18 protein-coding genes are annotated in these 21,035 nt (G+C 65.1%); all 18 read right to left on the bottom strand.

What is annotated here, in order from left to right:
* Positions 1–3 precede the first annotated feature (3 nt).
* The 18 genes from QTH91_RS22680 to QTH91_RS22765 all read right to left on the bottom strand — a co-directional run bounded on the left by QTH91_RS22680 (position 4) and on the right by QTH91_RS22765 (position 21,020).
* Positions 4–1,926 (bottom strand): PrkA family serine protein kinase, encoded by a 1,923-nt coding sequence (locus QTH91_RS22680; protein ID WP_286662439.1) that lies wholly within the window; start codon positions 1,924–1,926, stop codon positions 4–6.
* 583 nt (positions 1,927–2,509) lie between these two features.
* Positions 2,510–3,640: an ABC transporter permease gene (locus QTH91_RS22685; protein ID WP_286662440.1), complete on the bottom strand. Its 1,131-nt coding sequence runs from the start codon at positions 3,638–3,640 to the stop codon at positions 2,510–2,512.
* On the bottom strand, positions 3,637–4,839 hold the full coding sequence (locus QTH91_RS22690) for an ABC transporter permease (RefSeq protein ID WP_286662441.1): 1,203 nt from the start codon (positions 4,837–4,839) through the stop codon (positions 3,637–3,639). The genes QTH91_RS22685 and QTH91_RS22690 overlap by 4 nt, the downstream gene beginning before the upstream one ends.
* A complete protein-coding gene (locus QTH91_RS22695) occupies positions 4,836–5,861 on the bottom strand; it encodes an HlyD family secretion protein (RefSeq protein WP_286662442.1) in 1,026 nt (341 codons plus the stop codon). Before QTH91_RS22695 ends, QTH91_RS22690 begins: the two co-directional genes overlap by 4 nt.
* The gene (locus QTH91_RS22700; protein WP_286662443.1) at positions 5,858–7,294 is read right to left on the bottom strand and encodes a TolC family protein; all 1,437 of its coding nucleotides are present in this window, start codon (positions 7,292–7,294) and stop codon (positions 5,858–5,860) included. The genes QTH91_RS22695 and QTH91_RS22700 overlap by 4 nt, the downstream gene beginning before the upstream one ends.
* A 178-nt stretch (positions 7,295–7,472) precedes the next feature.
* Positions 7,473–8,606 (bottom strand): molecular chaperone DnaJ, encoded by a 1,134-nt coding sequence (gene dnaJ / locus QTH91_RS22705; RefSeq protein ID WP_286662444.1) that lies wholly within the window; start codon positions 8,604–8,606, stop codon positions 7,473–7,475.
* 98 nt (positions 8,607–8,704) lie between these two features.
* The gene (gene dnaK / locus QTH91_RS22710) at positions 8,705–10,642 is read right to left on the bottom strand and encodes a molecular chaperone DnaK (protein WP_286662445.1); all 1,938 of its coding nucleotides are present in this window, start codon (positions 10,640–10,642) and stop codon (positions 8,705–8,707) included.
* A 121-nt stretch (positions 10,643–10,763) separates the two neighbouring features.
* Positions 10,764–11,363: a nucleotide exchange factor GrpE gene (gene grpE / locus QTH91_RS22715; RefSeq protein ID WP_286662446.1), complete on the bottom strand. Its 600-nt coding sequence runs from the start codon at positions 11,361–11,363 to the stop codon at positions 10,764–10,766.
* A gap of 237 nt (positions 11,364–11,600) precedes the next feature.
* Positions 11,601–11,951 carry an FKBP-type peptidyl-prolyl cis-trans isomerase gene (locus QTH91_RS22720; RefSeq protein WP_286662447.1) on the bottom strand — a complete coding sequence of 117 codons (351 nt, stop codon included), beginning with the start codon at positions 11,949–11,951 and terminating at the stop codon, positions 11,601–11,603.
* 171 nt (positions 11,952–12,122) lie between these two features.
* Positions 12,123–12,470, bottom strand: a complete 348-nt coding sequence (locus QTH91_RS22725) for a winged helix-turn-helix transcriptional regulator (RefSeq protein WP_286662448.1) — start codon at positions 12,468–12,470, stop codon at positions 12,123–12,125.
* 166 nt (positions 12,471–12,636) lie between these two features.
* Entirely contained in the window at positions 12,637–13,500 is an 864-nt protein-coding gene (asd, locus tag QTH91_RS22730; protein WP_286662449.1) for an archaetidylserine decarboxylase, read from the bottom strand.
* A gap of 84 nt (positions 13,501–13,584) precedes the next feature.
* Positions 13,585–14,574 carry a Bug family tripartite tricarboxylate transporter substrate binding protein gene (locus QTH91_RS22735; protein WP_286662450.1) on the bottom strand — a complete coding sequence of 330 codons (990 nt, stop codon included), beginning with the start codon at positions 14,572–14,574 and terminating at the stop codon, positions 13,585–13,587.
* 52 nt (positions 14,575–14,626) lie between these two features.
* Positions 14,627–15,391 carry an SDR family NAD(P)-dependent oxidoreductase gene (locus tag QTH91_RS22740; RefSeq protein ID WP_286662451.1) on the bottom strand — a complete coding sequence of 255 codons (765 nt, stop codon included), beginning with the start codon at positions 15,389–15,391 and terminating at the stop codon, positions 14,627–14,629.
* Between the two features lie 46 nt (positions 15,392–15,437).
* On the bottom strand, positions 15,438–17,018 hold the full coding sequence (gene garD, locus QTH91_RS22745) for a galactarate dehydratase (protein WP_286662452.1): 1,581 nt from the start codon (positions 17,016–17,018) through the stop codon (positions 15,438–15,440).
* A gap of 40 nt (positions 17,019–17,058) precedes the next feature.
* Positions 17,059–18,072, bottom strand: coding sequence for a lactonase family protein (locus QTH91_RS22750; protein ID WP_286662453.1), 1,014 nt, complete (start codon positions 18,070–18,072; stop codon positions 17,059–17,061).
* Positions 18,073–18,091: 19 nt separating this feature from the next.
* Positions 18,092–19,375 carry a TRAP transporter large permease gene (locus tag QTH91_RS22755; RefSeq protein ID WP_286662454.1) on the bottom strand — a complete coding sequence of 428 codons (1,284 nt, stop codon included), beginning with the start codon at positions 19,373–19,375 and terminating at the stop codon, positions 18,092–18,094.
* Positions 19,375–19,908: a TRAP transporter small permease gene (locus QTH91_RS22760; RefSeq protein WP_286662455.1), complete on the bottom strand. Its 534-nt coding sequence runs from the start codon at positions 19,906–19,908 to the stop codon at positions 19,375–19,377. Before QTH91_RS22760 ends, QTH91_RS22755 begins: the two co-directional genes overlap by 1 nt.
* A 110-nt stretch (positions 19,909–20,018) precedes the next feature.
* Positions 20,019–21,020 carry a TRAP transporter substrate-binding protein gene (locus QTH91_RS22765; protein WP_286662456.1) on the bottom strand — a complete coding sequence of 334 codons (1,002 nt, stop codon included), beginning with the start codon at positions 21,018–21,020 and terminating at the stop codon, positions 20,019–20,021.
* Positions 21,021–21,035 lie beyond the last annotated feature (15 nt).

Below are 21,035 nucleotides of genomic sequence, written 5' to 3' on the forward strand. Positions count from 1 at the left end.
CGACTACGAACTCTTGCGAACGCGCAGGTACCACTCGCAAAGCAGGCGCACCTGCTTGGCGGTATAGCCCTTCTTCACCATGCGATTGACGAAGTCTTCGTGCTTCTTCAACTCGTCCGCGCTGCTCTTGGCATTGAAGCTGATCACGGGCAGGAGTTCCTCGGTGTTCGAGAACATCTTCTTCTCGATGACCGTGCGCAGCTTCTCGTAGCTCGTCCATTGCGGGTTCTTGCCGTTGTTGCCGGCCCGGGCGCGAAGGACGAAGTTGACGATCTCGTTGCGGAAGTCCTTGGGATTGCTGATTCCCGCGGGCTTCTCGATCTTCTCGAGTTCCGTGTTGAGCGAACCGCGATCGAAGACCTCGCCGGTGTCGGGATCGCGGTACTCCTGGTCCTGGATCCAATAGTCGGCGTAGGTGACGTAGCGGTCGAAGATGTTCTGGCCGTACTCCGAGTAGCTCTCCAGGTACGCCGTCTGGATCTCCTTGCCGATGAACTCCGCATAGCGCGGGGCGATCAGCTCCTTGATGTAGGACAGGTACTTCTGCTCGGTCTCGGGCGGGAACTGCTCGCGCTCGATCTGCTGCTCCAGCACATACATCAGGTGCACCGGATTGGCCGCAACCTCGGAGCTGTCGAAGTTGAACACCTTCGAGATGATCTTGAACGCGAAGCGGGTCGACACGCCCGCCATGCCCTCGTCCACGCCCGCATAGTCGCGGTACTCCTGGATCGACTTGGCCTTGGGGTCGGTGTCTTTCAGGTTCTCGCCGTCGTAGACCTGCATCTTGCTGAAGATGGACGAGTTCTCCGGCTCCTTCAGACGCGTGAGCACCGAGAACTGCGACATCATCCGCAGCGTGCCCGGTGCACAAGGAGCGTGCGCGAGCGACGAATTGCGCACCAACTTGTCGTAGATCTTGATCTCTTCCGACACGCGCAGGCAGTAGGGCACCTTGACGATGTAGATGCGGTCGAGGAAGGCCTCGTTGTTCTTGTTGTTGCGAAATGCCTTCCACTCGCTCTCGTTGCTGTGGGCCAGCACGATGCCGTCGAACGGAATGGCGCCGAAGCCTTCGGTGCCCTTGTAGTTGCCTTCCTGCGTGGCAGTCAGCAGGGGGTGCAGCACCTTGATCGGCGCCTTGAACATCTCGACGAACTCCAGCAGCCCCTGGTTGGCCAGGCACAGGCCGCCGGAATAGGCGTAGGCGTCCGGGTCATTCTGGGCATAGGTCTCGAGCTTGCGGATGTCGATCTTGCCGACCAGGGAAGAGATGTCCTGGTTGTTCTCGTCGCCCGGCTCGGTCTTGGCCACCGCGATCTGCTTGAGCTGCGACGGGTAGCGCTTGACCACCTGGAACTGGCGGATGTCACCGCCGAACTCTTCGAGCCGCTTGACGGCCCAAGGCGAAAGAATGCGCTGCAGGTACCGGCGCGGGATGCCGTATTCCTTCTCGAGGATCTCGCTGTCTTCCTCGGCGTTGAACAGGCCGAGCGGCGACTCGTTCACCGGCGAATCCTTGATCGCATAAAAGGGCACGTGCTCCATGAGCTGCTTGAGCCGTTCGGCGATCGAGCTCTTGCCGCCGCCCACAGGACCGAGCAGATAGAGGATCTGCTTCTTCTCTTCCAGGCCCTGGGCGGCATGGCGGAAGTACGACACCACCTGCTCGATGGCGTCCTCCATGCCGTAGAACTCCTTGAAGGCCGGATAAAGCTTGATGACCTTGTTGGAGAAGATTCGCGACAGGCGCGAATCGTTGCGCGTGTCGATCAACTGCGGCTCGCCGATCGCGGCGAGCATGCGCTCGGCAGCGGTGGCGTAGGCCATCGGCTCTCGCTTGCAGATTTCCAGGTATTCCTGCAGCGAAAGGACCTCTTCACGGGTGCGCTCGTAGCGCGCTGCGAAGTTGCTGATGACGTCCATGTTCACACCTCCAACGACAGTCAATGGCGGGCGACCTCCGGGACCTCCGTGCAGCACGCCGAAACTGCTTCCGCAAGAACTGTGCTCAGCGTTGTTTGCATGCCTTCGGGAAACCCTTTTAAGCCTGAAAACCCCTTGTACGCATCCTAGTCAACAAAACGAAACCTTGGAATTGATTTTTCAATTTAGGAACCAACTGTGTCGCCAAAGTTCCCTACAAATCGACACGGTTTTATCCTACGGACGACTTAAATGACCAAGCGTGGCGCGGCTGTTGGGGCAACGGAGGCGAATGTCGGGCGCCGCAAGCGTAGTTGCCTTCGCGCCACGGTCGCTTCACTGGAGAAGGCTGGTCGATGGCCGTTCATTCCTGCGGCCCATAAGCAATTCCGTAAACCTTATGAAAAGCTATTTCCGTGCCCTCAAAAGGGTGAATTGCGGATTCCGGCTGGATACGCTGTTGCATTGCGTTACGTAGCAGAAATAACGGCCCCCTGCCAGAGTGCATACGACTTTGCAATCTGGCATTTTTCTCGTTTGACCGCGCATTTACATCTGGCCGAATGCGCCGCGACTTGGTGCATCAAGTCGGTGACAGCTTCGGCCTCTGGCGCACCCAGCGCCACCACGCCAATGCGCCGTAAAAAACACCCAGCCCCAGCAATTGCAGAAGTTCGGGCCGAACGTCTGCCAAACCCGCGCTCATCTGGTTGACCTTGACCAGACCTTGCACGCCGGCCGTGGACGGAAGCAGGTGCGCCAGGTTGGCCAGCAGGGCCGGCATGGCTTCGAACGGCCAAGGCACGCCGCTCAGAAAGAAGATCAATGCCGACGAAGCGGCCAGCACCTGCGCCGAGCGTTCTCCGCGATCGAAGAAGCTGCCGATGAACAGCGCAAAGGCCACGGTGGCGATCACGAAAAGAAGGGTGGTCAGGCACATGGCGAGGAAGGGGCCGCCGCGCGGGTAGTCCTGGAACCAGAACACGAAGCCGAAATAGAAGAAGGCGGTCATCAGGCCGATGAGCGAGAACGCCAGGCCGGCACCAACGAGTTGTGCGCCACCCGCGAAGTGCTGGGCCGTTCGACGCCGCTCGCCCATCAGCAGCACCACGCCCATCAGCAGCGTCTGGTGGACGATGACCACCGCCACGCCCGGAACCACATAGCTGCCATAGCCTTCGCGCGTGTTGAACAGCGGATGCGCAACCGCCTTCACGGGCATGAGGGTCTGAAGGCCCAGCGCGCGGGCCGGGCCTTCCAGGGCTTCCGCCAGTGCAGCCGACAGCACGCCTTGCAAGGCCGTGCCGATGGCGCTTGCCCGCACGATGTAGGCGCCGTTGAGATAGAAGGCCAGCGCATCGGGCCGGGTGCCTGACAGCACGCCGCGCTCGAAGTCGCGGGGAATGAGCACGATCGCGTCGACCTGGCGCCGCTCGAGCTGGCGCCGCGCGCCTTCGAAATCCTGCGACACCGTTTGCACGCTGACTTGCGGCGCAGCCAGCAGATGCTCGGTGATGCGGCGGCTGGCCGAGCTCTGGTCCAGGTCGACCACCGTCACCGGCAGCGCGCTGGCGACCTGGTGCTGGTAGGCGGCGGGATAGTAGAAGCCATACAGGAAGCCCGCCAGCACCAGGATCATCAGGGCAGGGCGCGTGCGCAGGACCGAGCGGAAGGTATCGGCCGCGCCGGCCAGGACGCCGTCGAGCGCATTCATGACGGCTCGCCCGCGGAACTGGGCGCCGGGCCCGTCGCGCCGACCGGCCTGCGGCACAGCAAGCCCGCTGCCAGGACAAACATCCCGAGCGCGACGCCCACCAGCACACCCAGCGAAGGCAGTGAATCGGCTGCCGGCGCCCCCATGAACATCTGCTCCATCTGTAGCCGTACATAGTGCGAGAAGGGCAGGACCTGGCTCCAGACCTGGGTGAACACCGGCGCGCCCAGGACGGGCAGCGTGGCATCCGAAAAGGTCATGGCCGGCCCACCGTACAGCGCGACGGCCGACAGCGTCGTGTAGGTGTCGCGCAGGAGCAGTGCGACCACCGCGGCGATGGCGGCATAGCAGGCGTACAGCGCCACCTGGCCAGCCAGCAGCATGGCCAGGCTGCCATGAACGCCCCAGCCGCGCCAACCGCACAGCCATGCGGTTCCGGCCATCTGCCAAGCCGTGAACGCCACCACGTAAGGCGCGAGCATGCCGGCCAGCGCCAGGGTGTTGGCTCCGAAACCACGACCGGCGGCCTGTCCATCGGCCTTCATCGCGCGCCCCATGGCCACTGCGACGGCGCAGCTGAGCAGCACATGCAGGATGCCGGGTTGCAGCAGGGCCTCGAGGAACCACTCGTAGCTCAGCTGAGGGTTGAACAGCATGGTCGCCTGGATGCGCGGCACCTGCACGCGCAGCGCGGCCGGCACGTTGTGGGCACGCGCGAGTTCGGGCAGCACCTGCTGCTGCAGCGCCGAGACGGCGGCGTCCACGCCGCGACCGGCCAGCGCGCCGACGGAATAGAACGAGGCGTTCTGGTAGAGCGAGATCTGCCCCTGCCGGCCGGCGAGCACGTCGCGCTGAAGTCCTTCGGGAATGAGCACCACCGCCCACACCTTCGTTTGGCGCGCCATCGTCCAGGCCTGCTCCAATTGATCCGGCTCGGCCACGACCTGCACCTGCGCCGACGCACGAAGATTGCGCACGAGCTGCCGGCTGATCGGCGAATGGTCGGCATCCACCACCGCGATCGGCAGGTCCCGCGCACTGCCCTGGATGAACATGGCGCCCAACACCACCAGCGTGAGCAAAGGCGCGATGGTCAGCAGCGCGAGATCCCAGGGGCTTCGCGCGAGCCAGGCGATTTCGCGACCCAGGGCCACGACGAAAGCATTGCGCGTCCGTGGCCGAGGACCGACACCGCTCATGACTGCGGCCAGTCGAACAGCACGCTCATGCCTGGTCGCAGTTGCGGCACCGGCTCTGCGGGCGTGAGGCGCACCTCGAAGCTGCGCACATCGAAGCCGCTGGACTGGCGCGTGGCACGCCAGGTCGCGAATTCGCCCTGGACGCCGATGCTGCGTACCTTGAAGCGCACCGCCTTGCCGTCCAGCGCCGGCAGATGACCCACCAGCTCGCGACCGGCTGACAGGCCGTGCAACTGGTTCTCGCGGACGTTGAGCGAGACCCAGGGCTCGTCGACCGCCACCAGCGTGAGGATGGGAAAGCCGAGCGCGACCACCTCGCCTGGCTGAACCATGGTGTGCCCGACTTCGCCATCGGCCGGGGCCTTAAGCCGTGTTTCCTTCTGCAGCGCCTCGACGGCTTTCAGGCCTGCGGCCGCCACCTCGACCTGCGCCGCGGCCGCGTCCTTGTCTTCCTGCGGCAGGCCGCGCGTGGCACGAAGAACCTGCTCCTGCGCCGCCTTGACCTGACCGGCCGCGGCATCGCGCGCGGCCAGCGCCTCGTCCAGCCTTTGGGTGGAGACCACGCCTTCCTGATGCAGGTTCCGGGTGCGCCGATAGGTCTGCTCGGCCAGCTTGAGCGCCGCCTGGGCGCTGGATGCGGCGGCGCGCAGCGTGTCGATGTTCTCCTGGCGTGATCCGGCCAAGGTGCGTGCCTGCACGGCCTGCGCACCGGCCAGGGCACCTGCGGCCTGCTCGCGCCGCGCGTCCAGCTCGGGGCTGCGCAATATCACCAGGTCCTGGCCTGCCTTGACGTGGTCTCCCGCCTTCACCAGCAATCGTTCGACGCGTGAGATCGGAACCTGCGTGGCCACCGTGTATTCCTCGGCGTCGACCATGCCCTGGAATTGCAATGGTGCGGGCTTGTAGGCCAGCCACAGTCCCACCGCGATGAAGACCAGCAGCGCCACGCCCGCCGCGATGAGCACCCAACGCAGCGGGCGTCGCAGCGGGGCAGGGGGGGCATCGGATTCGGGCGTGTTCATGGCAGTGACAAGGTCTGGTCGGCTCGGGCCACGTGCTGCGCATATTCCTGCATGCGGCCGCTGGCCGCCAGCAACTGGGCCAGGGCCAGGTCGTATTCGTAGGCCGCTGCGGCGCGCTGGGTCTGCGCCACGCTCAGCGCCACCTGGGCGTCGATCAACTCGGTGGCGTTGGCCTGCCCCTCGCGGAAGCCCAGGTCGTGCACGCGCACGTTTTCTTCGGCAGCCGTCATGTTGGTCGCGAGCAGCAGGAACTGCTGACGCGCCGTCTCCACGCCTTGCCAGCTGCGCTCGATCAGCGTGGCCACGTCGTTGCCCGCTTGCGCCCAGGCGGCTTCGGCCTGCTGCTCGCGCGCCCGGGCGGCGCTCTCGGTGGCCTGGCGGTCCACGTTGGAAAAGAGCGTGTAGTGCACCCCCACGCCGACGATCCAGTCGGGGTCGGGCAGCACCGCATTGTCGGAATTGAAGTTGTAGGAACCAAAGCCGTAGACCTGCGGCATGGCCAGCGATTGCGCGGCCTTCACCCCGCTCTTGCTGATGTCGCGCAATGCCGCCAGGCGCATCAGCGCGGGGGAGTTCGCACGGCCTTCGTCGACGAACTGCTGCGCTGGTGGCAAGGGCCGCGACTGCGCGAACAGCGGCGTGCTCGGCTGCACCTTGCCGCTTTCATTGAGCAGGCGGGTGAGCACCGCCTGCGCCGTCTCGTAGTCATTGCGGGCACGCAGCAGTTGCCGTTCGGCGGCGTTGCGCGCCACTTCCACTTGCAGGCGCTGCGCCTTGCTGAGCATGCCCTGACGCTCGATCTTCAGCGCGTTGTCGAGATGGCGCTGGAACCGATCGAGGTTCTGCTGGCTGGTCTGGACCACCTGCGCAGCCAGCTGCTGGCCGAAGTAGGCCGCGACCAGTTGCAGCCCGAGCTGGTCCGAGACGGACATCAGCTCCGCCTGCGCCTGCCGTGCGCTGGCCTGCGCGGCATCCTGCGTGGCGCCGGACATCCCGCCGGTATAGATTGGCCAAAGCAGCGTGACCGTCGGCCGCCAGATGTTCTGCTGCACCTTCGTCGACAGCGAATCGGGGATCCGTTTGAGCGCGCCCGCGACCAGCCCACTGACGGCAGGCGGAACCGTCGGCGTGACGGGCAGCGAGGCCAGGAAGCCGTTGATCGACGACTCCACAAGGTTGCGGGCTGCGGTGAGCGAGACCTCCAGCGTCTTCTGGTAGCGAAAGTACTGCGCGTCGATGGACAGGATCGGCAGGTTCAGCCCCGAGACAGCCTGCGCCGAGTTCTGCGAGGCATCCACCCCGGCGCGCGCGGCGGTCAAGGCGCTGGAGGTGGAAGACAGCCGGTCCTGAGCGGCGACAAAGCTGTAGCTCGCGCCTGCTGCGCCGCCCTGGCCCTGCGCCCCCGTTGCCGCCACGAGCAAGAGCATGGCCATGAGGGGACGAAGGGACGGCTTTCGAGCAGCGGTGACAAACGGCATTGCCGCGATTCTTCCCCACTCTTCGCTCCCAAGGCAAATGTGTTGCGCAGCCCCTCGCAAAAAGAGAAAAGCCGCGTCACCCCGAAAGGTGCGCGGCTCTTCAAGTCAGCGAAACAGCTTGTGGCGAACCAGGCTAGCTGAAGAACTCCTTCGCCTTGTCCAGCCAGCCCTTGTCGTTGGGGCTGTGCTTTCCGCCGCCCTTCTTGAGCGAGTCGTCCAGTTCCTTGAGCAGCTTGCGCTGGTGCTCGGTGAGCTTGACCGGCGTTTCCACGCGGACGTGGCAATACAAGTCGCCCGCATAGCTGGCGCGCACGCCCTTGATGCCCTTGCCGCGCAGGCGGAACTGCTTGCCGCTTTGCGTGCCTTCGGGAATGTCGATGGTGGCATTGCCCTTGAGCATCGGCACCTCGATCTCGCCGCCGAGCGCCGCGGTGGTCATGCTGACCGGCACGACGCAGTGCAGGTCGTCCCCGTCGCGCTCGAACACGTCGTGCTTCTTGAGCCGGATCTCGATGTACAGGTCGCCCGGCGGGCCGCCGTTGGTGCCTGGCTCGCCGTTGCCGGTGGAGCGGATGCGCATGCCGTCGTCGATGCCGGCCGGGATCTTCACTTCCAGCGTCTTGTTGTTCTTGATCTTGCCCTGGCCGTGGCAGGTGGCGCACGGCTCGGGAATGATCTTGCCGGTACCGCGGCATTGGGGGCAGGTCTGCTGCACGCTGAAGAAGCCCTGGCGCATCTGCACCGCGCCCTGGCCATGGCAGGTGGTGCAGGTGATGGGCTTGGTGCCGGGCTTGGCGCCGGTGCCGTGGCACGTGCCGCAATCATCCCAGCTGGGAATGCGGATCTGGGCGTCCTTGCCGTCGGCGGCCTCTTCCAGCGTGATCTCCATCGCGTAGCTGAGGTCGTTGCCGCGGTACACCTGGCGCCCGCCGCGTCCGCGGCCTGCAGCGCCACCGAAGACGTCGCCGAAGATGTCGCCGAAGGCCTCGGCAAAACCACCGAAGCCTTCCGCCCCCGGTCCGCGCATGTTGGGGTCGACGCCGGCGTGGCCGTACTGGTCGTAGGCGGCGCGCTTCTGCGCGTCCGACAGCATCTCGTAGGCTTCCTTGGCCTCCTTGAACTTCGCCTCCGAATCCTTGGCCCCGTCGCCATGGTTGCGGTCGGGGTGGTACTTCATCGCAAGCTTGCGATAGGCCTTCTTCAGTTCATCGTCGGTTGCGTTCTTGGGAACGCCAAGGATCTCGTAGTAGTCGCGTTTGGTGGCCATGGTCTTCGCGCGGTGGGCAATTCAATGCAGGGGTCAGGAAACGGAAAGAGGCTGGACACCCGTTTGTCGGTCGTCCAGCCTCGAAGAAGGCGAAAGGATCAGTCCTTCTTCACTTCCTTGACTTCGGCGTCGACCACGTTGTCGTCGCCCGCGGGAGCCTCATTGGCCGCACCGGCATTGCCGGCTGCTCCCTGCGCGGCGCCTGCGGCGGCGGCCTGGTCGGCGTACATCTTTTCGCCGAGCTTCTGGCTGGCGGTGACCAGGGCCGCGGTCTTTTCCTCGATGGCTGTCTTGTCCTCGCCCTTCAAGGCTTCTTCCAGCGACTTGATGGCCGATTCGATGGCTTCCTTCTCACCGGCTTCCAGCTTGTCGCCGTACTCGGTGACGGACTTCTTCACGCTGTGGACCATGGCCTCGCCCTGGTTGCGCGCCTGGGCCAGTTCGACCTTCTTCTTGTCCTCGGCGGCATTGAGCTCGGCGTCCTTCACCATCTTCTGGATCTCTTCTTCGGAGATGCCGGAGTTCGCCTTGATGGTGATCTTGTTTTCCTTGCCGGTGGCCTTGTCCTTCGCGCCCACGTGCAGGATGCCGTTGGCGTCGATGTCGAAGCTCACTTCGATCTGCGGCGTACCGCGTGGTGCCGGTGGAATGCCCTCGAGGTTGAACTCGCCCAGCAGCTTGTTGCCGGCCGCCACCTCGCGCTCGCCCTGGAACACCTTGATCGTCACGGCCGGCTGGTTGTCGTCGGCGGTGGAGAAGGTCTGCGCGAACTTGGTCGGGATGGTCGTGTTCTTCGTGATCATCTTCGTCATCACGCCGCCCATGGTCTCGATGCCCAGGGACAGCGGGGTGACGTCGAGCAGCAGCACGTCCTTGCGATCGCCCGAGAGCACCTGGCCCTGGATGGCGGCGCCGACGGCCACGGCCTCGTCAGGGTTGACGTCCTTGCGCGGCTCCTTGCCGAAGAACTCCTTGACCTTCTCCTGCACCTTGGGCATGCGGCTCATGCCGCCCACCAGGATCACGTCGCTGATGTCGTTGACCGACACGCCGGCGTCCTTGATGGCGATGCGGCAGGGGGCGATGGTGCGCTCGATCAGCTCCTCGACCAGGCTTTCCAGCTTGGCGCGGGTCAGCTTGATGTTCAGGTGCTTCGGGCCCGATGCATCGGCGGTGATGTAGGGCAGGTTGATGTCGGTGGCGGCGCTGTTGGACAGCTCGATCTTGGCCTTCTCGGCCGCTTCCTTCAGGCGCTGCAGGGCCAGCACGTCCTTGGACAGATCGACGCCCTGTTCCTTCTTGAACTCGGCAATGATGTAGTCGATCACGCGCTGGTCGAAGTCCTCGCCGCCCAGGAAGGTGTCGCCGTTGGTCGACAGCACTTCGAACTGCTTTTCGCCGTCCACGTCGGCAATCTCGATGATCGAGATGTCGAAGGTGCCGCCGCCCAGGTCATACACGGCGATCTTGCGGTCGTGCTTGTCCTGCTTGTCCAGGCCGAAGGCCAGGGCCGCAGCGGTGGGTTCGTTGATGATCCGCTTGACGTCCAGGCCCGCGATGCGGCCGGCGTCCTTGGTGGCCTGGCGCTGGCTGTCGTTGAAGTAGGCCGGCACCGTGATGACGGCCTCGGTGACGGGCTCGCCCAGGTAGTCCTCGGCGGTCTTCTTCATCTTGCGCAGCACTTCGGCGCTGATCTGCGGCGGGGCGAGCTTCTTGCCGCGCACTTCGACCCAGGCGTCACCGTTGTCGGCCTTGGTGATGGTGTAGGGCATCAGGTCGATGTCCTTCTGCACTTCCTTTTCCTCGAACTTGCGGCCGATCAGGCGCTTGACGGCGTACAGCGTGTTCTTGGGGTTGGTGACGGCCTGGCGCTTGGCCGAGGCGCCGACCAGCACTTCGCCGTCTTCCTGGTAGGCAATGATCGAAGGGGTGGTGCGCGCGCCTTCGGAGTTCTCGATCACGCGGGTCGTGTTGCCCTCCATGATCGCCACGCACGAGTTGGTGGTGCCGAGGTCGATGCCGATGATTTTGGCCATGTTGTGTGCTCCTGCTTTCTAGAGAATTTCTTGTGCTGAACTTGTGGATAACCCGTGCGGTTTCAAGGGATGAACTGGGGACGGGCTGTGGGTATTTGTGTGCCGGGTTGCGTTGTGCGGCTCAGGCGGGTGCGCTGACCGTGACCAGCGCCGGGCGCAGCACGCGGTCGGCGATGGTGTAGCCCTTCTGCAGCACGCCCACGATCGTGTTGGGCTCCTGGCCGGGCGCCGGCACCATCGAGATGGCCTGGTGCAGGTTGGGGTCGAACTTCTCGCCGGCGGGCGGGGCGATCTCGACCACCTTGTTGCGCTCCAGCGCGCTCTTGAGCTGGCGCAGGGTGGCTTCGGCCCCTTCGCGGATCTGTTCGATCGTGCCGTCCTGCACGGCCAGGCCGGCCTCCAGGCTGTCGGTCACGGGCAGCAGCGATTCGGCGAAGGACTCGATGGCGAACTTGCGGGCCTTGCTCGATTCTTCTTCGGCGCGGCGGCGGGTGTTCTGCATGTCGGCCTGCGCGCGCAGCACCTGTTCGGAAAGCTCGGCATTCTTGGCCTGGAGGGCGGCCACTTCTTCCTGCAGGCTCGCCAGAACCTGCTGCAACTCGGCCTCGTTCGCGGCCTGCGCGGCCTCGGCTTCCTCGGGGCTCATGTCGCCCAGGGACTGCGTGCGTTGAGCTTCGTCTTCCGAAGCGGGGTTTTGTGCGGGATTTTGGCGGTCAGACATCATCGATTGGCTGGCAGAAATGTCGGGACAAGAGTCGAGGCAAATGTCGGTCAACGGGTGATTTGCAAACAATTGCCCACCAGATGGGGGTGGGTACTCGGCTTTCAAGGCGCCAAGTGGCACGCAAGAAGAAAAAAAGCGGCCCGAAAGCCGCTGTCTTGAGTGCCGGCAGGCCGGATGGGCCGTTCCTCCCAGTTGGGCGCTGGGGAGCCGAATATCAAGCGGGTTGGTCGTGCTTTAGCGCACAGCCAGCAGTTCGACGTCGAACTTCAGCGTGGCATTGGGCGGAATCACGCCGCCGGCGCCGCGGCTGCCGTAGCCCAGATCGGCCGGGATGATGAGGGTGCGCTGGCCGCCCACCTTCATGCCCTGCACGCCCTCGTCCCAGCCACGGATGACCTGGCCGGCGCCGAGCGAGAAGACGAAGGGGTCGTTGCGATCGCGGCTGGAATCGAATTTGGCGCCCTGGACGCCGTCGTTGTAGAGCCAGCCGGTGTAGTGGACTTGCACGTGCTGGCCGGCCTTGGCTTCGTCGCCGGTGCCGACTTGGGTGTCTTCGTATTGAAGGCCGGAAGGGTTGGTTTGCATGTTGAGTCCTCTCGTGTATCTGGGATGCGCTTTGGCGTCGATTCTTCGATGCCCTAAGTGGCGTTCGCGAAGCGACGGCAAGCCTCCAAGTCTAAGGCCGGGGCGGGAAGGCGTTTTTCAGGCGTCCGGGCGCGCGGCGAAGCGGCGCCGCACAGCGTCTTCCGGCCAGTCTCAGTTGACCGACGCGGCGTGGGGCGGGCTGGGCGCCTCGGCGCTCTTTCGGGTCTGGCCCTGCTGCCAGCGGACGGCAAAGGCTTGCAGGTCGGACAGACGCTTGAACAGGTCGAGGCCGCTTGGCGTGAGGCAGTAGCCCTCGCCGCCGTGCGAGACGATGCCGGCTTCTCGCAGTTCCTTGATGCGGGTGTTGAGCGTGTTGGGCGTGACGCCCCCCACGCTGTCCTGGAGCAGGCGGAAGGTTTGCGCATGACCGTCACGCAGAGCCCACAGGACTCGCATGGCGTACCGAGCTTCCAGCAGCGCCAGCAACTGGCTGATGGCTGCAGTTTCCTTGGTGCTCATGCGCGGCGACTCCTGAGGCATCCGGTGCCGAGAGGGTGGGGCCGCGACTATATCCCGAAAGAATGGGCCCTGCTACGACTTTTGTAGCTGAGAAGTCAGGCTGGGCGCGGTCTCCGAGAGATCAAAACAATGCCATAGTTGTTTCCAAACAACGCAGGCAGGCGACTCAAGTGCCGCGGGCTGGCCAGGTCGGTGCCATGACCTCGCCCAGGCGTACCGGTCCGCCAGGGATCCAGAGCGGGTTGAAGCTCAATCTAGGTTTGGGAAACAGCATGACGACCGTCGAGCCCAGCATGAAGCGGCCCATTTCTTCGCCGCGCCGCAGCGCGATGCGCTCGTTGTCGTAGCGCCATTCGCGGATCTGGCCCACGCGGGGCGGATTGACCACGCCGTGCCACACGGTGGCCATGCTGCCGACGATGGTGGCGCCCACCAGCACCAGCACGAACGGGCCGTGCGCCGCCTCGAACACGCAGACCACGCGTTCGTTGCGGGCAAACAGACCGGGCACGCCGCGCGCCGTGGCTGGATTGACCGAGAAAAGGTCACCCGGCACATGGATCATCCGTATCAGCCGACCGTCGCAGGGCATGTGGATGCGGTGGTAGTCGCGCGGGCTCAGGTACAGCGTGGCAAAACTGCCGTCGGCGAACTGTGCGGCCAGTTGCGCGTCGCCACCCACCAGGGCGGTGGTGCTGTAGTGATGGCCTTTGGCCTGGAAGATCTGGTCCTTCTCGATCGCGCCGAACTGGCTGATCGTGCCGTCCACCGGCGAGACCAACGCCGCGTCGGCGATCGGCCGTGCGCCCGGCTTGAGCGCGCGGGTGAAGAAGTCGTTGAAGGTGTCGTAGCGCAGCGGGTCGGACTCGAGCGCCTCGCCCATGTTGACCGCGTACTTCGCGATGAAGCGCTCGATCACCCAGGGCGTGAAGCTGTGGCGGCGGCCCGCTACCCAGCCGGCGAATGCAGTCAGGGCCTGCTTGGGCAGGAGGTACTGCGAGGAGACGGACAGGCGTTCTGAAAAGCTCAAGAGATGCGGCCTCGTGGCAGTGGCATGGATCGGGCTGGGGATTCTAGGTCCCCGCCCCATTCTGGACCGCCCCGCGCCGCAGCGTCATTCGGCCTTGATGCCGGCCGCCTTGATCACCTGCGCCCACTTCTCGACCTCGGCCTTCTGGAAGGCGGCGATCTCGGTGGTGCTCATGTCGGCGGGCGTCATGCCGAAGTTCTTGAGCTTCTCCTGCATTTCGGGCTCTGCCAGGATCTTGCGGATCTCGGTGTGCAGCCGGTCGACAATCGGCGCGGGCGTTCCGGCCGGCACGAAGATGGCCTGCCACGAGAGCACCGAGTAGTCGGCCAGGCCGGGAATGCCTGACTCGGCCACGGTGGGCACGTCGGGCATGGAGGGCAGGCGCTTGGCCGAGGTGACGGCGATGGCGCGCAGCTTGCCGCTCTGGATGTGGGGCGCTGCGACCACGGTGGTGTCGAACATCATGTCGACCTGCCCGCCGATCACGTCCTGGATGGCCGGGCCGCTGCCTTTGTAGGGCACATGATTGAACTTCACGCCCGACTTGAACGCCAGCAACTCCAGCGACAAATGCTGAGAAGTACCGATGCCGGCCGAGGCCGACGACAGGCCCCCCGGCTTGGCCTTGCTGGCCTCGACGATGTCCTTGAGCGTCTTGTAGGGGCTGCTCGCGGGAACCACCAGCACGGTCGGGTTGGTGCCGATCAACGTCACCGGCGAGAAGGACTTGATGGGGTCGTAGCCGATCTTGGCGTACAGGCTGACGTTGATGGCGTGCGAGCTGATGGTGCCGCCCAGCATCGTGTAGCCGTCCGGCGCCGCGCGCGAGGCGACTTCTGAGCCGACGCTGCCGCCGGCGCCGCCCCGGTTTTCCACGACCACGCTGGTGCCCAGCGCCGTTCCGAGCTTCTGGCTGATCAGGCGTGCCAGCACGTCGGTCGTGCCGCCGGCGGGAAACGGCACCATGTAGTTGATGGGCTTGCCCGTGGGCCAGTTGCCCTGCGCGATGGCAGGCAGGCCGAAGGCGGCCACTGAGACAGCGAGGACGCTGTGGATGATGGTGCGGCGTTGCATGGTGAGTCTCCTTTTGTGTGATCGATGCAGGTGGATCGGCAAGAGCCCGTTTTCAGGGCATGTACTGCCCGCCGTTGACTTCGAGAATCTGGCCCGTCACGTAGCCCGACAGCGCTTCGGAGGCCAGGAACAGGAATGCGCCCACGCATTCGTCCGGCGTGCCAATGCGGCCCATCGGGATCGTGGCGCGGAACGACTCCAGCATCTGCGGCGTCGAGAACTGGTCATGGAAGGGCGTCTGGATCACGCCGGGCGCCACCGCATTGACGCGGATCTTGTCGCCCACCAGTTCCTTGGCAAGGCCCCGCGTGGCGGTGCTGACGAAACCCTTGGCGCCGGCATACAGGTAGGCGCCGGGGCCACCACCGTGGCGCGCTGCCACCGAGCTGACATTGATGATGCTGCCGCCCTGGCCGCCAGCTCTCATGAGGGGCACGGTTTCGCGGCAGAAGGCCAGCACCGATCTCGCGTTCAGGTGCAGCACCTCGTCGAACAGTTCGTCGGGCATGTCGCCGATCGGCACGCGCTTGACGAGCCCGCCGGCGTTGTTCACCAGGACATCGATGCGGCCCAGGCGCGCGTTTGCTTCCTTGACGACGCGAGCGATGGCGGCGGTGTCGCGCACGTCGCCCTGCAGTGCGAAGGCCTCGCCGCCGGCGGCGGCAATGTCGGCCACGACCTTGTTGGCCGCGTCGGCCGAGCTGTTGTAGTGCACCGCCACGCGCATGCCTTGCGCCGCAAAGCCTGCGGCGACGGCGGCGCCGATACCGGTGCTGGCACCGGTGACGAGTGCGGTCTTGCCCTTGAGATCCATCATCTGCTCGATCCTTTCGTTGGAGGTTCGGCCCAGGTTCGGGTCGCCTTCACGTGACCGGGGCCGGGTTGAAAAGTACCAGCGAGTTGTGCAACTTCCATTGCTCGGCCCATGTCTTCTTGCGCCCGCTTGCCACGTCGAGCATCAGGCGGAACATTTCCCAGCCCACGTCCTCGATGCTGGCCTCGCCGTCCGCGATGCGCCCGGCGTTGATGTCCATCAGGTCGTGCCAGCGGCGCGCCAGGTCGCTGCGCGTGGCCACCTTGATGACCGGCACTTCGGCCAGGCCATAGGGCGTGCCGCGGCCGGTGGTGAACACATGCAGGTTCATGCCGGCCGCCACCTGCAAGGTGCCGCAGATGAAGTCCGATGCGGGCGTGGCGGCGTACAGCAGTCCCTTGGCCCTGGCCTTCTCGCCAGGCGGCACCACGCCGGAAATCGGCACCGAACCGCTCTTGATGATCGAGCCCATCGCCTTCTCGACGATGTTCGAAAGCCCGCCCTTCTTGTTGCCCGGCGTCGTGTTGGCGCTGCGGTCGACCTGGCCGCGCTGCAGGTAGGCGTCGTACCAGGCCATCTCGCGGATCATGGCCTGCGCCACCTCGGGCGTGGCAGCGCGGGCGGTGAGCTGGTCGATGCCGTCGCGCACCTCGGTCACCTCGGAGAACATCACCGTGGCGCCGGCACGCACCAGCAGGTCGGTGCAAAAGCCCACAGCGGGGTTGGCGGTGACGCCGGAGAACGCATCGCTGCCGCCGCATTGCACGCCCACCACCAGTTCGCTGGCGGGCACGGTTTCGCGCCGGCGTGAATTCAGGCGCTCCAGATGCTCCTCGGCCTGGCGCATCACCGAGTCGATCATCGACATGAAGCCCACGTGCGCTTCGTCCTGCAGGCACACCACGTCCAGCTGGCTGGTGGCGTTCTCACCCACGTCCGCCACGTTGCGTTCGTCCACGAGGGGAATGCTTCCAGGTGGCAGCAGGCGCTCGGGCTGCAGCTTCTCGCAGCCCAGGCTGACCACCATCACCTCGCCGCCGAAGTTGGGATTCAGGCTGATATTGCGAAGGGTGCGGATCGGCACGATCGCGTCCGGCGCGTCGATGGCCACGCCACAGCCGTAGGTGTGCGCCAGCGCCACGACGTCGTCTACGTTGGGGTACTTGGGCAACAGCTCTGACTTGATGCGCTGCACGGCGAAGTCGGTGACGCCGGCCACGCACTGCACAGTCTGCGTGATCGCCAGGATGTTGCGCGTGCCCACCGATCCATCGGGATTGCGATAGCCCTCGAAGGTGTAGCCCGACAGGGGCTCCTGCGGCGCTGGGCGAACGGTGGAGATCGGCAGGCCTTCGAGCGAGCGGGCTTCGGGCATGGCCAGCAGGCGCTCATGCACCCAACTGCCGGCGGGCAGGGCTTTGAGCGCACGGCCGATCACCACGCCATAGCGGATCACGGGCGCGCCTTCGGCGATGTCGACGAGCGCGACCTTGTGAGCCTGCGGCACCTTCTCGATCAGCTTCAGTCCGCTCGGGAAGGTGGTGCCGGCCGGCAGGCCGCCGTCGTTGGCGACGATCGCGACGTTGTCGTCGGCATGCATGCGGATGTGAAGGGGGGCGGAGTCGGCCATGGCAGATGGGCGGAAAGATGGCGATGCGCGGGCTGCAGCGTCAGTTGGAAAGAGGAAGGATCTCGACCCAGTTTGGATCCTGGCCCGCCGGCGCGCAAGCGCAGGGCGCTAGAAAGCCAGTCTCGCCGTCGATGAGGTACACGCTGACGCGGTTCGAAAGCTGGCCGGCGGCGATCAGGAAGCGGCCGCCCGGGTCGATGGCAAAGCCGCGGGGCTGCGTTTCGGTATCGACATGCGCGGTACGCCGGAGGGTCCCGTCGGCGCCATCGACCGAGAAGATGGCCAGCGTGCTCGAATGCCGCTCGCTGGTGTAGAGGAAGCGTCCGCTCGGATGCAGGTGGATGTCCGAGGCCCATGGCTGGCCGGCGAAGCCCGGAGGCAGGCTGGACAGCGTCTGGCGTGCCGTCATCGTGCCCGTGTGGGCGTCGACGTCCAACACCGTGACCGAGCCGTCGAGCTCGCCCAGCAGATAGGCCTTCTGGCCGGCAGCATCGAACACGAAGTGCCGCGCGCCGGCCCCGGCCTGCGCTTCGAATGCGAAAGGCTCGGCGTTCGTCAGCGCGCCGGTCTCTGCGTCGAAGTGCCAGTGCATGACCACGTTGCCGCCAAGGCTGGTGGCATAGACGTGCCGGTTGTCGAGGCTGGCCTGGATGCAGTGCGCATGGGGGCCCGTCTCGATCACCTGCTGCGCCGGCTTGGGCAACCCATCGGCTGCGATGGGGCTGATCGCCACTAGGTTGCCGCCGTAGGAAGCGCTGAACAGCCAGCGGCCGCTGCGGTCGGTGGCGAGGTACGCCATGCTGTGCGGCAATGCGGCCTCGCCCAGCACGCTCAGGTGACCGCTTGCCGCATCGATGGCCAGTGTGACGACGGCCAACGGCTCGGAGCGGCGTGCCACGTACAGCAGGCGACGGTCCGGGCTGAGGGCCATCGGCATGAGCATGCCGCCGAGCGTCACTTCCTGGACCGGGTCGAGCCGGCCGCCATGCTCGTCCAGCGTGAAGACCGAAATGCTCCCGCTCTGGGCGTTGGAGACGTAGACCGCGTTCGTCATGTCGTGCAGTGTCTTGCGATCACAGGCCCAGCATGCGCGGCAACCACAGCGACAGTGCGGGCACGTAGGTCACCATCATCAGCACGAGGAACAGTGCAACGAAGAACGGTGCGCAGGCGCGGGTGACAACGCCGATCGGCAGCTTGGCCACCGCACTGCCGACGAACAGCACGGTTCCCACCGGTGGCGTGATCAGGCCGATGCCCAGGTTGACCATCATGATCATTCCGAAGTGCACCGGGTCGATGCCCAGCATCTTCACCACCGGCAGCAGGATCGGCGTCAGGATCAGGATCAGCGGAGACATGTCCATCAGCGTGCCGAGAATGATCAGCAGCACGTTGATCATCGCCAGGATCACGTACTTGTTGTCGGACACGCCGGTCAGGAAGGTGGTGACCTTCAGCGGAATCTGCATCAGCGTCATCAGGTAGCCGAAGCAGGCCGCGAAGCCGATCAAGATCATCACGATGGTCACCGTCTTGACCGTGCGGTGAACCAGCTTGGGCAGATCGCGCCACTTGTAGTCGCGGTAGATGAACATCGTCACGAAGAAGGCCCACACCACCGCGATCGACGCCGACTCGTTGGCCGTGAAGACGCCCGACAGGATGCCGCCCAGGATGATGACCATCGTCATCAGGCCCCACATGGCATCCAGGCAGATCTTGAGCGCCTGCTTGAGCGGGATGACCTCGCCCTTGGGGTAGTTCTCGCGCTTGGCGATGATCAGGCACAGCACGGCCAGTGTCAGCCCCATCAGCAGGCCGGGCAGCACGCCGGCAATGAACAGGCTGGCGATCGACACCGTGCCGCCGGCTGCCAGCGAATAGAGCACCGCGTTGTGGCTCGGCGGAATCAGGATCGCCTGCACCGAACCGCTGACGGTCACGGCGGTGGCGAACGACCGTGGATAGCCCTTTCGCTCCATCTCGGGGATGAGCACCGAGCCGATGGAGGCGGTGTCGGCCACCGAAGAGCCCGAAATGGCGCCGAAGAAGGTCGAGGCCAGGATGTTCACCAGCGACAGACCGCCTCGGATAAAGCCCACCAGCACCCCGGCAAATGCGACCAGGCGTCGCGACATGCCGCCTTCGGCCATGATGGCGCCGGCCAGCACGAAGAATGGGATGGCCAGCAGCGAGAACTTGTTGACCCCGGAGGCCAGCTGGATCATCACGGCGTCGAGCGGAATGTCGATCCAGAAAGCCCCGATCAGCGATGCGAGGCCCAGCGAATAGGCGATGGGCATGCCCACCGCCATCAGCAGCACGAAGCTGCCCAGAAGAACCAGTGCGTCCATCAGCGGGCTCCCTCGGCTTGTTCGTTGGATGCTTCTTCGTAGCGGACCACGTCGCGATTCGCCTGGCTGCCGTAGACCATGCGCTCGATCACGAAAAGCAGCGTTGCCAGCGAGCCCAGCGGAATGGGCGCGTAGGTGAGGCCCACGGGCAGCCAGTCGAGCTCGCTGATCGACTGGTTCCAGGTTTCCATGCAAAGGCGCGTGCCGTACCAGCACACGAACAGGCACACCAGAACCATGAGCGCATCGACCAGCACGCGGCAGGCGCCTTGCAGTGCGGCGGGCAGGGGATCGGTCAGCATGGTGACAGCGATGTGCGCGCCGGCACGAAAGCCGGCAGCCGCGCCGATGAAGGTGAACACCATCATGAACAGGATGGCGATGGGCTCGGGCCAGGCGGAGCCGGTGCCGAGCACGTAGCGGGTGAACACGCCGTACGGAATGATCACCGACATCAGGAAGATGGCGAGGCCGGCGAACCACACGCAAGCGAGGTAGATCCGGTCGCACAGACGAACGAAGAGGGGGTCCATGGGTGCCTTGGAGAGGGGCTGGGGCCGCCGGCGTCGCTCCCTGACGCCTGTCGGCTGAACTTGAAAAGGCCCCGAAGGGCCCCGAAGGCGCAACGCCTTTCTGTAGCGCGTCAGTTCGACTTGGTGGCTTCGATGCGCTTCATCAGGTCGGCGAACTGGGCGCCGTACTTGGCGCGCACCGGGGCGGTGTCGTCATAGAAGGCCTTGTTGTCGATCTTGATGAATTCCACGCCTTCGGCCTTGAGCTTGGCCGTGTAGTCGGCCACGCTCTTGTCCCACAGCGCGCGCTGCTCGAACTGTGCTTCACGCGCCAGCTTCTTGACCAGTGCCTGGTCTTCCGGCGAAAGCTTGTTCCACGTGACCTTCGACATCACGAAGATCTCGGGGATGATCAGGTGGTTGGTCTGCGTGTAGTACTTGGCGCCGGCCTGGTAGTGGTGGGCGGTGTACAGCGTGGGTGGGTTGTTTTCCGCGCCGTCCACCACGCCCGTCTGAATGGCGGTGAACACTTCGCCGTAGCCCATCGAGATGCCGTTGCCGCCCATGGCGTTCATCGTGTCGACGAACAGCGGGTTGCCCATCATGCGGATCTTCATGCCCTTCAGGTCTTCGGGCTTGCGCACCGGCTTCTTGGTGTAGAGGCTGCGCGAGCCGCCATCCATCCAGCCCAGCGCCACCAGCTTGGCCGGCGAGGCGGAAATCTTGTCGAGCATTTCCTGGCCGATCGGGCCGTCGATCACGGCGCGCATGTGTGCCTCGTCACGGAAGACGAAAGGCATGTTGAACACGTTCACTTCCGGCACCACCGGGCCGACGGGGCCCAGCGAGGTGCGCAGGATGTCGATCGCGCCGACCTGGGTCTGCTCGATCATTTCCTTCTCGCCGCCCAGGACCGATCCCGGGAACATCTTCAGGCTGATGCGTCCGTTGGTCGCCTTGGACAGTTTCTCGCCCATGTGCTCGATGGCCACGACGTTCGGGTAGCCGGCCGGGTGCACGTCGGCCGCCTTGAGCACCATCTTGTCGGCGGCGCTGGCGGACATGCTCAAGCCGATGCCGCCAAGTGCGGTGGCAGCGCATGCGAGCGCGATGAGGTTTCTGCGAAGGGTCATCTTAGGTCTCCTGGG

Origin of the sequence: Variovorax dokdonensis (assembly GCF_030316895.1) — a bacterium.
GTDB classification, from domain to species: domain Bacteria; phylum Pseudomonadota; class Gammaproteobacteria; order Burkholderiales; family Burkholderiaceae_C; genus Variovorax; species Variovorax dokdonensis.

Excerpts from the sequence above, each read along its gene's own strand:
- QTH91_RS22680 (WP_286662439.1), bottom strand. The coding sequence starts at position 1,926 with ATGGACGTCATCAGCAACTTCGCAGCGCGCTACGAGCGCACCCGTGAA.
- QTH91_RS22685 (WP_286662440.1), bottom strand. The coding sequence starts at position 3,640 with ATGAATGCGCTCGACGGCGTCCTGGCCGGCGCGGCCGATACCTTCCGC.
- QTH91_RS22690 (WP_286662441.1), bottom strand. The coding sequence starts at position 4,839 with ATGAGCGGTGTCGGTCCTCGGCCACGGACGCGCAATGCTTTCGTCGTG.
- QTH91_RS22695 (WP_286662442.1), bottom strand. The coding sequence starts at position 5,861 with ATGAACACGCCCGAATCCGATGCCCCCCCTGCCCCGCTGCGACGCCCG.
- QTH91_RS22700 (WP_286662443.1), bottom strand. The coding sequence starts at position 7,294 with ATGGCCATGCTCTTGCTCGTGGCGGCAACGGGGGCGCAGGGCCAGGGC.
- dnaJ (WP_286662444.1), bottom strand. The coding sequence starts at position 8,606 with ATGGCCACCAAACGCGACTACTACGAGATCCTTGGCGTTCCCAAGAAC.
- dnaK (WP_286662445.1), bottom strand. The coding sequence starts at position 10,642 with ATGGCCAAAATCATCGGCATCGACCTCGGCACCACCAACTCGTGCGTG.
- grpE (WP_286662446.1), bottom strand. The coding sequence starts at position 11,363 with ATGTCTGACCGCCAAAATCCCGCACAAAACCCCGCTTCGGAAGACGAA.
- QTH91_RS22720 (WP_286662447.1), bottom strand. The coding sequence starts at position 11,951 with ATGCAAACCAACCCTTCCGGCCTTCAATACGAAGACACCCAAGTCGGC.
- QTH91_RS22725 (WP_286662448.1), bottom strand. The coding sequence starts at position 12,470 with ATGAGCACCAAGGAAACTGCAGCCATCAGCCAGTTGCTGGCGCTGCTG.
- QTH91_RS22735 (WP_286662450.1), bottom strand. The coding sequence starts at position 14,574 with ATGCAACGCCGCACCATCATCCACAGCGTCCTCGCTGTCTCAGTGGCC.
- QTH91_RS22740 (WP_286662451.1), bottom strand. The coding sequence starts at position 15,391 with ATGATGGATCTCAAGGGCAAGACCGCACTCGTCACCGGTGCCAGCACC.
- garD (WP_286662452.1), bottom strand. The coding sequence starts at position 17,018 with ATGGCCGACTCCGCCCCCCTTCACATCCGCATGCATGCCGACGACAAC.
- QTH91_RS22750 (WP_286662453.1), bottom strand. The coding sequence starts at position 18,072 with ATGACGAACGCGGTCTACGTCTCCAACGCCCAGAGCGGGAGCATTTCG.
- QTH91_RS22755 (WP_286662454.1), bottom strand. The coding sequence starts at position 19,375 with ATGGACGCACTGGTTCTTCTGGGCAGCTTCGTGCTGCTGATGGCGGTG.
- QTH91_RS22760 (WP_286662455.1), bottom strand. The coding sequence starts at position 19,908 with ATGGACCCCCTCTTCGTTCGTCTGTGCGACCGGATCTACCTCGCTTGC.
- QTH91_RS22765 (WP_286662456.1), bottom strand. The coding sequence starts at position 21,020 with ATGACCCTTCGCAGAAACCTCATCGCGCTCGCATGCGCTGCCACCGCA.